13 protein-coding genes are annotated in these 12,385 nt (G+C 71.9%); 7 read left to right on the top strand and 6 right to left on the bottom strand.

What is annotated here, in order from left to right; genetic code table 11:
* Positions 1–140: 140 nt before the first annotated feature.
* The 5 genes from ACWED2_RS29630 to ACWED2_RS29610 all read right to left on the bottom strand — a co-directional run bounded on the left by ACWED2_RS29630 (position 141) and on the right by ACWED2_RS29610 (position 5,273).
* Positions 141–1,595, bottom strand: a complete 1,455-nt coding sequence (locus ACWED2_RS29630) for an RICIN domain-containing protein (RefSeq protein ID WP_449693773.1) — start codon at positions 1,593–1,595, stop codon at positions 141–143.
* A 169-nt stretch (positions 1,596–1,764) separates the two neighbouring features.
* Positions 1,765–2,427, bottom strand: a complete 663-nt coding sequence (locus ACWED2_RS29625) for a lytic polysaccharide monooxygenase auxiliary activity family 9 protein (RefSeq protein ID WP_449693772.1) — start codon at positions 2,425–2,427, stop codon at positions 1,765–1,767.
* A gap of 183 nt (positions 2,428–2,610) precedes the next feature.
* Positions 2,611–3,351, bottom strand: coding sequence for a hypothetical protein (locus tag ACWED2_RS29620; protein ID WP_449693771.1), 741 nt, complete (start codon positions 3,349–3,351; stop codon positions 2,611–2,613).
* Positions 3,348–3,740, bottom strand: a complete 393-nt coding sequence (locus ACWED2_RS29615; protein WP_449693770.1) for a hypothetical protein — start codon at positions 3,738–3,740, stop codon at positions 3,348–3,350. The genes ACWED2_RS29620 and ACWED2_RS29615 overlap by 4 nt, the downstream gene beginning before the upstream one ends.
* 57 nt (positions 3,741–3,797) lie before the next feature.
* Positions 3,798–5,273 (bottom strand): carboxylesterase/lipase family protein, encoded by a 1,476-nt coding sequence (locus tag ACWED2_RS29610; protein WP_449693769.1) that lies wholly within the window; start codon positions 5,271–5,273, stop codon positions 3,798–3,800.
* 96 nt (positions 5,274–5,369) lie between these two features.
* On the opposite strand from ACWED2_RS29610, the gene ACWED2_RS29605 reads away from it, so the two are divergent.
* From ACWED2_RS29605 to ACWED2_RS29590, 4 genes are read left to right on the top strand one after another with little or no spacing between them, the layout of a single operon-like run.
* Positions 5,370–5,822, top strand: a complete 453-nt coding sequence (locus tag ACWED2_RS29605) for a MarR family winged helix-turn-helix transcriptional regulator (protein ID WP_449693768.1) — start codon at positions 5,370–5,372, stop codon at positions 5,820–5,822.
* A 52-nt stretch (positions 5,823–5,874) separates the two neighbouring features.
* Entirely contained in the window at positions 5,875–6,675 is an 801-nt protein-coding gene (locus ACWED2_RS29600; protein WP_449693767.1) for a MerR family transcriptional regulator, read from the top strand.
* 1 nt (position 6,676) lies between these two features.
* The gene (locus ACWED2_RS29595; protein WP_449693766.1) at positions 6,677–7,984 is read left to right on the top strand and encodes an erythromycin esterase family protein; all 1,308 of its coding nucleotides are present in this window, start codon (positions 6,677–6,679) and stop codon (positions 7,982–7,984) included.
* Between the two features lie 5 nt (positions 7,985–7,989).
* On the top strand, positions 7,990–8,283 hold the full coding sequence (locus ACWED2_RS29590; RefSeq protein WP_449693765.1) for a hypothetical protein: 294 nt from the start codon (positions 7,990–7,992) through the stop codon (positions 8,281–8,283).
* A gap of 43 nt (positions 8,284–8,326) precedes the next feature.
* Here the strand turns inward: ACWED2_RS29590 and ACWED2_RS29585 are convergent, their stop codons facing one another.
* Positions 8,327–9,220, bottom strand: coding sequence for a TIGR03619 family F420-dependent LLM class oxidoreductase (locus ACWED2_RS29585; RefSeq protein WP_449693764.1), 894 nt, complete (start codon positions 9,218–9,220; stop codon positions 8,327–8,329).
* A gap of 254 nt (positions 9,221–9,474) precedes the next feature.
* Between ACWED2_RS29585 and ACWED2_RS29580 the strand changes: the two genes are divergently transcribed.
* From ACWED2_RS29580 to ACWED2_RS29570, 3 genes are all read left to right on the top strand, one after another.
* Positions 9,475–9,849, top strand: coding sequence for an STAS domain-containing protein (locus tag ACWED2_RS29580; protein ID WP_449693763.1), 375 nt, complete (start codon positions 9,475–9,477; stop codon positions 9,847–9,849).
* A 92-nt stretch (positions 9,850–9,941) separates the two neighbouring features.
* Entirely contained in the window at positions 9,942–11,180 is a 1,239-nt protein-coding gene (locus tag ACWED2_RS29575; protein ID WP_449693762.1) for a class I SAM-dependent methyltransferase, read from the top strand.
* A 4-nt stretch (positions 11,181–11,184) separates the two neighbouring features.
* Positions 11,185–12,357, top strand: coding sequence for a hypothetical protein (locus tag ACWED2_RS29570; protein WP_449693761.1), 1,173 nt, complete (start codon positions 11,185–11,187; stop codon positions 12,355–12,357).
* The last annotated feature ends 28 nt before the right edge of the window (positions 12,358–12,385 follow it).

Here is a 12,385-nt window from a genome sequence, read left to right as displayed (position 1 = left end):
CCGGTGATGGCCGGCCGCAGGTTGAGCGCGGTGAGCACCACGGCGACCGCGAGCAGCGCCCCGGCGTTAGAACCCGAAATACCACTCACGACCGGTTGCGGCAGAAGCAGAAGCAGAAGCGCTGGTTCTCGACTGCGGGCTCAGCCGGCGGCGACGATGCGCCACCGCTGGTTGGCGCTGGTGCTGTCGCCGTACTGGCCGAGGTCGGCGCCGCTGCCGGTGCGGCCCATGCCGTCGAGGTAGAGCCCGGTGCCGCTGTTCCGGATGCGGACGTTGTTCGCGTCGGTCACCACCGACCACTGCTGGTTGCCGCTGCCGCTGCCGGTGTACTGGGTCGCCGCGGCGCCGTTGGCCGTGCGGCCCGCGCCGTCGAGGTAGAGGCCGGTGGCGCGGTTCTTGACGCGCACGCGGTTGCCCGAGTTCTCGATGACCCACTGCTGGTCGTAGCGGCCCGGGTCGCCGGTCGCCTGGCCCGCGCCCGACCCGACGGCGGTGCGGCCCATGCCGTCGATGGCGAGCCCGGTGGCGGCGTTGACGATCCGGACGTACGTGCCGCCCCCGGTGCCTTCGCCCCACGCGTACCGCAGCCGGGCCAGCCCGCTGGGGTTCGACAGCGACAGCTTGATGCCCGCGCCGGTGCCGGCTTTCGTCGTCATGCTGTACCAGTCAGCGTCGCGCAGGCCCGGCCAGTACACGCTGCCGACGCCGAGGCTCCGCAGTTTCGCGCTGACCCCCCGGATGTAGTCGGCGAAGAACGACCCGCTCGGGATGCTGTAGTCGAGGGTGTCGTAGTGCACGCCGTTCTTGCTGCCGGGCGACATCGGGCCGCCCCACTCGGTGACGACCGTCCGGTCCGCGTACGCGCCGATGTAGCCGCCGATGTGGTCGGCCCACTCGGTTTCGCTTTCGTAGCCGGCGAAGAACGAATAGTCGTGGGCCGCCAGGAGCGTCCCGTCGAGCCGCCGGTCGCTGCCGACCGCGGGCACGTTCTGGGCGTACCCGGTGCCGTCGAGGATCACCCGGCCGCGCGGCACGCCGGGGTAGCGGGCCAGCCAGGCGTTGTAGAAGTTGTTCAGGTCGCCGGCGCCGTAGGCGTACGGCTCGTTGATGACCTCGAAGTAGGCGTTCGGGTTGCTGCCGTACTTGGCGACCACGGTGTCCCACATCTGCTGGAACCGGCCGGTGTCCTGCGGTTTGCCGCCGGTGTGGGCCCAGTACGCCAGGATCACCTTGCCCTTGGTGAGCGCGGCGTCGATCGCGCCGGTGTAGGTGGCCCAGTAGCCGGACACCGTCGGCTCGTTGATCGGCAGCCGGACCGTGTCGGCCCCGGTGATCGAGTACAGCTGGCCGACGACCTGGTTCGCCACGGTGGCGGCCGAGGAGTAGGTGTCCGAAGCCGTCAGCCCGGAGACGTACAGCACGCCGTTGACGAAGTTGTCCCGCGTGTCGGCCCAGTTGACGCCCTTCAGCCCCGCCGTGGACGCCTCGGCCTGCGGCGGGGCGGCGGCCAGCAGCCCGGAGGCGAGTGCGGACACCGCCAGGAACCGGAATGCCCTGGACAATGTCCTGCGGAGCACGGAGGGGTTCGGTTTCATCGGCTCGTTTCCTTCCCGGATCCCTGCGCAGCGTCGAGACACTGGTAACACCCCGGCCGGGGAACCGGCCAGGGTTCCGAAGCGAAACGCTCAGAACCGGTCAGGAAAGAACACCGCCGTGCCGCATTGAACGGCGCTGGCCCCCGTTCAATGCGGCACGGAATGCGCCTCAGCCGAAGTTCACGTCACTGCACCACATGTACGTCTGGTCCTGGTGGGACGCCTGCCAGATCGTGAAGACGACGTGGTGGCCGCGGTAGCCGCCGGAGGTCTGGACGTTGAAGGTGATGTCCTTGGCGGGGGCGAAGCGGCCGGTCTGCGTCACCTGGTCGAGGTTGCCCCAGCCGAGGCGCTGGGTGGTGGGGTCGTAGCCGTTCTTGCTGACGTAGACCCGGATGAAGTCGGCACCGTGGCTGGCCTGGTCGTAGAGGTGCATCGAGAAGTTCGCGCCGAGGGTGGTGGTCCGCCACTGGCCGGGGGTGTTGAGGGAGTTGTTGCGCGCCAGGCCGTTGCTGCACAGCTGCCCGTCGGGCGTCGCGCCCTGGAAGTTGCCGTGCAGCCCGTCCCGCAGGGCGCTCATCCAGTTCCACATGGTGTCGGCGTTGGCCTGGAAGGCGGCCCAGCACATGGGATCCTGCTGCTGCATGGCGGGGTTCGTGTGCTGGCTGCCCCAATCCTTCCAGCACTGGTAGGCCCGGGTGGCGGGGCCGACGATGGTCCCGTGCGCCGAGGCGGTGGGGACCCCGACGAACAGGCCGGCCAGCCCGGCGATGACCAGGGCGATGATGCCGCGCAGCCGGGTACCGGACCCGGAGGAGTTGCGCCTACGCATGGATGAGCCTCCATTCTCGGAAGAACGTGCGGTTCATATGGGAGCGCTCCCAGGGTGGCAGCAGCTTATTCTCGATCCGGACAAACGTCAACCAATCACCTGAGTGGAATTGGGGTTATTTCCCGTCGCCGCGATTTCGAAAATAACGGATTCCGCGCCGAAACTTTCGGGGCCGGCGCGGGATCACTTCTCCTGCCTGGCTCCGGAGAGCAGCCCGCTGACGCTCCGGACGACGTCGGCGCGTTCACGCAGGGCGGGGTCCACGGCCATGAGCACCGTGACGATCGCCCACAGCACGGCGAAGAGCGTCGCCGTGGTGCCCACCGGGTCGGGCAGCTGCACGCCGAGCCGGTGCACGAGCCAGAGGGCGCCGACAGGGAACGCCCCGATCACCAGTGTCCGCAGGAAGACGGCGGCCGCCCGGACCCGGCCCCACTTCGTGACGGGTGAACCCGGTAGTTCGTCGTAGGTGTGGTCGAGGACGGCCGTCATCAGCTGCACCACGAAGGCGCGCAGGTCGGCCTGCGTCCGGACGTTCGGCAGCGCGATCCACAGCGCCTTCTCCCGCACGGCCTGCGCCGCCGAACGGACGCGGCCGCGGAACACGCGCCGGTGCCGGGCGTCGGAGAGGCGGATGGTGTGCCCCAAGCCCTCGACGCACATCGCCGCCAACCGCAGGCGTTCGGGCGAGGGTAGCCGCCGGTCGCCGGGTATGTGGTCGACCAGGTGCACCAGTGTGAGGGCGAGGGAGTACAGAGTCAGCTCCTTCGGCCCCTTCCGGATGACGTACCTGCTAAACAGGCTCGAGGCGAGCGAGCCGGCGACCGCCGCCATGCCGACGATCATGGACGATCTCTCGGCGGAGGAGGGGAACATCATGACCGCGGAGGCGAAGACGCACACCAGCTCGCCGGCGAGGATCACGCGCCCCAGGTTTCCCGAGTCCCAGAGGGAAAGGGCACGACGGCGAACGCGATCAGCACGAGCACCGCAAGGATCCGAGGTGCGGCCTCGTCGAAAAGATCGAGCAGCCACTTCAAGCGGGCTCCGCGCCGGCAATACAGGTCGTAGCCCGCGAGCAACAACGAGCGTTCGTCATCGGGCATGGCCCCGACGCGGGATTCGGCGGCGAACAAGGGCTTCACCGCGAGCGCCGCCCGCCACTCCCACGCGAAGTTCCGCTGGAGCACCCAGTGGCGCCGGTGCGCGACCCCGTCCCAGTGCGCCCGCACGGGGAAGGCATTCCTTTCGTACCGGTGCCCCACCAGCCACAGCGACTCCGTCATCCGCCGGTGCGCGTCTTCGGTCAGCAAGTCACAACCCTTCGAGGACCGGTTACCGCCGGAAATCGTCGGGTCGACCGGCCCGTGTTACAGCCACGCGGCCTCGACGTCGTCGGCGGGCGGCTCGGTGAGCAGCTCGGTGTCGCCGCCGAACTGGCGGGTGACGGCTCCGGGGCCGTGCAACGGCCATCCGGGGTCGCCGTCCGCGGCGAACCGGGCCCAGGCGGCCACGAAGTCGTCGCGCAGCCGGCGCAGGTGCGGGACCGCCGGGTCGATGCGGTCGAACACGAGCGGGAGCTCCACGCCGTGGCTCGCCCCGAGGGCCGGGCCCTGCGGTTCGGCGGCGAACAGGTACGTGTGGGCCCGCCCGCCCGCGGCGGTCTGGGCGGCGGCGAGCCTGGCGGCCGGCCGCCGGTATGCGGCGTCGCCGAGGAACATCGTGCGCAGCGCGGCCAGGTCGGCGCCGGGCGCGCGGCGACGGTACGCGGCGAGCAGCCGCTCGGGGACGGCGACACCGGCGCGGCGCAGTTCGGCCAGCAACGCCGGTTCGTCCGCGGGGGCGTAGCGGGCTCCTTGCAGCAGCTGGAAAAGCCGCATCTCGTCGCGGTTGACGCCGACGAGCAGGCCGATCCCGGCCGCCGCGCCGTCGGCGACGGCCTGGTGCGGGTGGCGGTGGAGGACTTGGCCGTCCAGCACCGGACCCCAGGCGCGTCCGCCCGGCAGGGCGCGACGGCCGGCGTCCGCGTCCACCACGTCGTTCTGCGCCCGGACGATCCGCTCGACCGGCACGGCACCGAGCTCGTCGACGTCGGTGAGGCCGAGCGCGGCCAGCAGGCCGGTGGCGATCGCGGTGGCGGTCGCGGCGGTGCTGACGCGCTCGGTGTGCCCGCTCTGCAGGATCGCCCGGTGGAAGGTGCCCGCCGCGGCGGGCGTCGCGAGCAGCGCGCCGATCGACGACGCCCCGGCGGACTGCCCGGCCACGGTGATGTTCCCCGGATCGCCGCCGAAGGCCGCGATGTGGTCGCGGACCCAGCGCAGCGCCGCGGCCTGGTCCTGGAGACCGAGGTTGGCGCACTCGGGCCGGCCGAGCTCGGCCAGGTACAGGTGGCCGAGCGCGCCGAGGCGGTAGTTCGCGGCGACCACGACGGTGCCGGTGAGCCGGGACAGCGCCGCGCCGTCGGTGTTCGGGAGCGCGGCCGAGCCGCTGTCGAAGCCACCGCCGTGGATCCAGACGAGCACCGGACGGCGGCCGTCGACGTCCGGTGTCCAGACGTTGAGGTAGAGGCAGTCTTCGCCGCACTCGGCGGGCGTTGCCCACAGGTCGCCGGCCGCCGCGGCCGGCGACCCGGCCAGCAGGGCGCTGACCCGTTGCGCGGCGGCGGGCCCGAACCGGGTAGCGTCCCGCACCCCGGACCACGGCCGGTACGGCTGCGGCGGGCGCAGCCGCAGTGGCCCGACCGGTGGGGCGGCGAACGGGACACCCGCGAACAGGGCGCCTCCGCCGGGCAGCGGGGTGTCGCGGAGCGCGCCCGCGGCCGTGTCGAGCAGGGGGGAGTGGGTCATCGCCGGTCAGGCCTTTCGCAGCGTCCGGCCGGCTTGGGCGCCGGTCTCCGGACAAATTTATTCCACGGAATGACATTTCAGGGAAGGAGTGGTGGCGTGAGTGACGTCATGCAGGTGTTCTCGGACCTCGTCCGCTACGAGACGCGGCTCTACAACGTCGTCGGCGAGCGGCTGCGCGCCGAGCACGGCCTGACCGCGTCCCAGTTCGAGTTCCTGCGGATCATCGGCCACCGCGACCGCTGCCGGGTCGGCGACCTCGCCCAGGAGGTGGCGATCACCGTGGGCGCGACCAGCAAGGGCGTCGACCGCCTGGAGGCCGCGGGCTGGGTGGCCCGCCGCCCGAACCCGGAGAACCGGCGGTCGTCGTTGCTCGTCCTCACCGAAGAGGGCCGCCGGCTGCTGGACGCCGCCACGCCGACCTTCGAGGACGCGCTGGGGACGTGGCTCGCCGGTCCCCTGACCGGGAAGGCGCTGGACCAGCTGGCGTCGGCCGTCGCCGTCCTGCGGCGGACCATGGAGGACGAGCGGGCCGGCCTGCCGACCGGGTGAGCCCGGTTTCCGGGCTTGAACCTGACGCGACGTCAGGTTCTACGGTCGAAGGATGAGCGACCGCAGGTGGAGCATCGGCGAGCTGGCCAAGGCCGGCGGGGTCACGGTGCGCACCTTGCACCACTACGACCGCATCGGCCTGGTGTCCCCGGGGGAACGGACGCCGGCCGGGCACCGGCGGTACACCGAAGCCGACGTCCGGCGGCTCTACCGCGTGCGAACCCTGTGCGGGCTGGGACTTTCCCTGGACGAAGTCGCCGCCGTGCTCCGGAACTCGCGAGACGACCTCGGCTCCCTGCGCGCCCTGCTGACCGCCCAGCTCGCCGATCTCGAGGCCCGCGCCGCGCGCATCGAGGAGTCGGCCCAGCGGCTGCGTGGCCTGCTCGCCCGGCTGGCCGGAGCGGGCATGCCCGGACCCGAACAGTTCCTCGCCACCCTCGAGCCGATGTCCGTCGACGCCGGCCGGTACCTCTCCGCGGCTCAGCTCGCGGCGATCACCGAGCGGGCCGCACAGCTGGGCAGCGGGACGGTCGAAACCCTCAAGACCGAGTGGCTCGGCCTCTTCGCCGCGCTCCGGCGGCACCTGCTCGACGGGACACCCGTCGACGATCCGGCCGTGCAGGCGCTGACCGCCCGCTGGCGGGAGATCGCGGCGGCGTTCCACCCCGGCGGTCCGCCGTTCGAGGCGGCGACCACGGCGCTGTGGGAGGAGAACCGGGCCGGGCTGGGCGGGGACCTCGACGAGCGCCTCGGCTGGGCGGGGCCGGGCAGCGCCGCCGAGGTCGTCGACTACCTGCGCAAGGCCCGCGCCGCGGGCGAAGACAACCGCGAAGACAACCGCGAGGACGGCTGAAATGGACATCGACATCACCGGCTGGCTCCGGGAGAACCTCGTCCGCCTGCGGACGCTGGAGCCGGACGACGCCGGCCGGCACGAGCTCGAACCGTTGCGGGACATCGTCGGCGACGCCCGCGTCGTGGCCATCGGCGAGAGCACGCACCGGGTGCACGAGTTCTACCGGCTCCGGCACCTGGTGACCCGGTTCCTCGCCGAGGAGATGGGGTTCACCGGCTTCGCGATGGAGTCCGGTTTCCCCGAGGGCTGGGCGGTCCACGACTGGGTGCTCGGCGGCGACGGCGACCTGGACCGGCTCCTGCGCACCGGGATCACCTACCACATGGGCAAGTGCGCGGAGATGCGCGACCAGCTGGTGTGGATGCGCGAGCACAACCGCACCCACGACCGCAAGCTCCGCTTCTACGGCATGGACATCCCGGACTCCAGCGCGTCCGCGCGGCCGGGGGTCGAGGCGGCGCTGGCGTTCCTGGACGAGGCCGACCCGGCGTACGCGGCGGCGGCCCGCCGGAAGCTGCTGCCGCTGTTCGACTACCTGCCGTCCGACCGGACCGGGCTGGCCTGGGCCGCGCCCGCACTCCAGGCGTACGCGGCCCTCGGCGCCGCCCACCGCCACGAGCTGACCGCCCGGATCGGCGAGCTGACCGAACGCCTCCGCGCGCTGCGCGTCCCGTACTCCACAGTGGACGCGGACCGGGCGGACATCGCGCTGCAGTGCGCGATCACCGCGCGGTACGCGGACGCCTTCCTGGCCAACCTGGCCGCCGCGCCGGAGCGCACGTACTCCGGCGCCAACGTCCGGGACGCGGCGATGGCCGACAACGTCGAATGGATCCTCGGCCGGGAGGAGCGCGTCGTCGTCGGGGCGGCCAACGGGCACGTGCAACGCTGGCCCTATCGCGTGCCGCCGATCATCAACGACGAACAGGTCATGCTCGGCCAGCACCTGGCCCGCTCGCTCGGCGACCGGATGGTCGTCATCGCGACGACGTACAACGGCGGGCGCGTGTTCAGCCATCGCCCGCTGCCCGGCGGGCCGCCCGGCCACACCGAGGTGTTCTACGAGGACGTCGCGCCGTTCACCGAGCCGGGCAGCCTCGACGTGCTGCTCTCGAGCGCCGGTGCACCGCTCGCCCTGCTCGACCTGCGCGACGTCCCCGCGGAGGGGGAAGTGGCGCGCTGCTTCGCGAAGATCGACAGTACCCGGCAGGGACCGTACAAGCAGCTGGTGAATCCCCTCGAGGCGTTCGACGCCGTCGTGCACATCGACGAGATCTCGCCCTGGCAGACCTTCATCGGAGGGTGAACCGGATGGGCGGTGCGCTGGACGTTCAGGCCGAGTCCGTGGCTTCGCTGGGCCGTGCCTGCGCGGAGTTCGCCGGGCGGCACCGGGCCGCGGCGGCGGCCGGCGGTGCCGGCCCGTCCGAGTTCCGCGACTGGATCGCCCGGGCCGCCGGGCTGGTGGTGGCCGCCGAGCGCCTGCTGGCTTCGGAGATCGACCTCGCCCGCGGCGGCGGCGTCACGTGGGACGAGATCGCCGGAGCGCTCGGTGTCAGCAGGCAGGCGGCCTGGAAACGGTTCGCCGGACCACCCCGGGAACCGTGAGCGTGGGTGCGGGAGCCCGGCCCGGGGGCTCCCGCACCGGACGTCAGCCCTTGGCGGTCAGCTCGAGCAACCGGCCGGTGAGGTCGAGGTGTTCCTCGACGCTGCCGGTCAGGTAGGTGATGTCGACGAACGTGTGGTCCGGCGACACCAGCTCGACGATCTTGGTGACCCCCTCGGCGATGGTGGCCGCGTCCGTGCCGGGCGCGGCGTTCACCCGCAGCGCCACGCCGAGCGCCTGCGGGTCGCGGCCGGCCTTCTCGGCGTCCGCGCGGAGCTTGGCCAGGGTCGAGGTGATCACGTCCGCGGGGAACTGCTCGGGCACCGACCAGACCGGGAGCCAGCCGTCGGCCCGCTCGGCGACCCGGCGCAGCGACTTCTCGCCGAAGCCCGCCAGGTGGATCGGCGGCTTGCGCACCGGCTTCAGCGCGACGTTCGACTCCGCGATCCGGTAGCCGACGCCGTCGTGGGTGACGGTGTCCTTGGACCACCACGTTTCGAGGAGGTCGAGCAGGTCGTCGAGGCGCTTGCCGCGTTCGGACATCGGCACGCCGACGGCCGCGTACTCGTCGGGGGACCAGCCGATGCCCAGCCCGGGCAGCAAGCGGCCGTTGCTCGCGACGTCGATGCTGGTCAGCAGCCGGGCGAAGTTCGCGGGCTGGTACTGGGTCGCGTTGATGGTGCTGGAGCCGAGCACCGCGGTCTCGGTCACGGCCGCGGCGATGGCCAGCGCGGTGAACGGGTCCTGCGCGGTGTGGAACTCCTCGGGCATGGTGTCGTAGCCCGGGTAGGGCACCACCGGGGCGACCGGCGACAGCAGCCGGTCGCCGACCCAGAGCCCGGCCGCACCGGCCCGTTCCGCCTCACGCGCGTAGTGTGCGATCCCGCCCGGTGTGGCCGCCGCCTTGCCGAACACCGGAAGGCTGAAACCAAGTGGCATTGCTTCTCCCCTGAAGTGTGATCGGACCGTTCGGTCCTCATGCCACTACTACTCGCATCTAGTTGCCCGTTCAAGTAATTCCGGGTTTCCTGCCGCCGATCCCCCGTGGATGACCTATGCTGGGGGTAGCGGTCGAGCCGACGGCCGGAACGAAGCTCCCCCCTGCGCTCGGGGCATCAGTTGTCGCGCGGTTCCCGTTCCGCGATTTCACTTCAGCGTTGTACCTAGGGTGTGGCCGACGAAAGCAGGCCACCATGACCACCCGTCTCTCCACGCTGTCCACGGCGTCCGGCTCGGTCGAGCTGCCGGGCTCCCTCCGCCTCACCGTCCACCGGCCGGCGCCGGGCACCGCGGTCGTCGAGGTCGATGGCGATCTGGACCTCGCCACGGCCCCGAGGCTGCACGAGCTGATCGCGGCGACGGCGTCAGGCGCCCTGATCCGCCTCGTGCTCGACCTGCGCGGCGTGCAGTTCCTCAGCGCGACCGGCCTGGCGGCCGTCGAGCACGGCTACCTGCTCGCCGCCGAACGCGGCATCGCCTGCGCCGTGCGGGTCCACCCGGCCGGGCGGGCGCTGCGCGTCATCCGCCTGCTGCCGCTGCGGTTCGCCGAGGCGCTCGAACCGGGCTGACCGTTCGCCCACCGTAACGGGAACGACTCGCTGCGCGACTGACTGAGCGCGGGAAACCGCGGACGTCGGTTCCGACGAAGTGGGGGACACCCGTGCGCGCACCGGGCCCGGAACTCCAGCCGCTGGTCGACCGCCTCGCCCGCCGGCTGCCCGGGGTCGCCGTCACCGCCTACGACGGCAGCCGCGGCGGCCCGGCCGAGGCGGCGACCACGCTCGCGATCCGCACGCCCGCCGCGTTCGCGCGGGTGCTGCGGGCGCCGCGCGGTCTCGGCCTGGCGCGGGCGTGGGTCGCGGGCGACATCGAGATCTCCGGCGACATCGCGCCGGTGGCGGCGCACGAAACCGATCTCCACCACCCGGCCGTCGCCGCCGGCCTGCTCACCACCGCGCTGCGGGTGACGGCCCGGCGCGGGTTCCGCGACCTCGCCACGGCCGGGGCCACGGCGAGCGAATACCGCGCGGCGCGCCCGGGACGGCACACCGTCGGGCGCGACCGGGCCGAACTCGACTTCCACTACGGCCTGACCGCCGATTTCTACGCCCTGCTGCTCGGCCCGTCGATGACCTATTCCGGCGCGATGTTCGCGAAACCCACCGATTCCCTGGAAGCCGCGCAGGACCGCAAGCACGCGCGGATCGGCGAAAAGCTGGCACTCGGCGCGCATTCGACGGTGCTCGACATCGGCTGCGGCTGGGGCAGTTTCCTCGACCACGCCGAAACCGCGTACGGTGCGCACGGAATCGGGTTCACGGCGTCCCGGGAACAGTACGAATACGCCTCGCGGCGGTTTTCCGGCCGCCCCGGGGTGCGGATCGAGTACGGCGATTACCGGCAGCTGCTGCCGTCGCTTTCCAGCAGCACCGCCGGCAGCGCCGCCGGGATCACCGCCGCGGCGAGCGTCGGGATGTACGAACACGTCGGGGAACGCCGCTCGGCCGCCTTCTTCGCGCTCGTGCGCCGCTCGCTGCGGCCCGGCGCCCGCTACCTCAACCAGGCGATCACCCGCCGCGAGACCGGGCCGCGGCGGTTGCGCGCCAACGCCTTCGCGCAGCGGTACGTGTTCCCGAACGGCCAGCTGCTCCCGCTGTCGCGGCAGCTCGCCGACCTCGACCGGGCCGGGTTCCGGGTGCTGTCCACCGAGAGCTTCGGCGAAGGCTACGCGCGGACCACCGGCGCCTGGCTGGGCAACCTCGAGCGCAACTGGGACGCCTGCGTCGCGGCCGCCGGGCTCGAGCGGGCGCGGGCCTGGCGGGCCTACCTCGCGGGTTCCCGGCGGCGGTTCGAGGACGGCACCATCGACGTCACCCAGGTCCTCGCGGAGGCGAGGTGACGCGATGGCGGTGTCGCTGGACAGCCTCAAACCCCAGCTGATCGGGCGGTCCTTCGGCCGCAACCGGCTGCTCACCGGGTCGGCGCGCCCGCTGCGCGCGAAGGCCGGGTTCAACTCGTTCGGCGTGGGCGCCGCGCTGGTGGTGCTCGCGTTCGCGGGACAGCAGCAGGTGCTGGTCGACACGTCGGAAGAGCCGTCGGCCATCGGCGCGATCGTGCGGGCGCCGGCGCGGTTCGACGGCATCGCGATGCCGCTGCTGCAGGACCCGGTGGCGCTCGTCGTGCTCTTCACCGCGCTGGCCACGCCGCTGTTCTGCCTCCAGCAGGTGGAGTCCATCCGGGACTTCATCCCGATGACCCTGCGCAACGTCGGCGACGAGGCCCCGCACTTCGACCCGCGCGAGGTCCAGGTCCTCATCATGCGGGCCAACCGGTGGTTCCGGCGGATCGGCGCGAAGAAGGTTTCGCTTTCGCTGTTCGTGCTCAGCGGGGCCGGCGCCTACTGCCTGCTGCGCTACCTCCAGACGGACGGGCTGCTGGCCGGGTGGAACCCGGTGCCGGGCCGGACCGAGCCGTGGCGCGCGGCCGTCTACGCCGGCTGGTGGGCGAACGGCCACGCGCACCCGGTGATGGCCGTCCTGCTCTGGCTGCTGGGCACGTACATGTTCTACTTCGTGCTCAAGCAGCTGCTGATGGGCCTGGTCTTCGCGAGCTTCGCGCAGAAGGCGACGACGGTCGGCTTCGGCGTCACGCCCCACCTGCGGGCCAACAACGACGGCTACTGGGGCCTGCGGACGCTGCGCCGGTTCATGCAGTGGACGTACGGGTCGACGCTCGCGCACTTCGTGACGACGCTCGGCGTGTGCATCGTGTGGCTGCCGTTCACCCAGTGGACGTTCTTCATCGTCACCGCGGTGATGATCGTCAACAGCACGCTCGTCATCTACCCGACGATGATCGCGCACAAATCGGTGCTGCAGGCGAAGCAGAATTACGTCGACGACCGGCTCGCTTCCGCGGAGACCGAGGAGGAAAAGAAAAGCGCCGTCGAGGAGGCGGAAAAGGTGTGGCAGAGCCCGGACCTGCCGTTCCGCACGCGGGCGACGTTCACCGCGGTATTCGTCTACCTGCTCGCCCCGTTCGTGCTTGCGCTTGTTTCGTGGCTGTTGAAGCGCTAGGATCCGGCAAACTCTGGCGAGGAGGCGT

The organism is Amycolatopsis sp. NPDC005003 (genome assembly GCF_053600695.1).
Note: the sequence above shows the minus strand (reverse complement) of the source record. Positions and strands in the feature narration are given on the sequence as shown.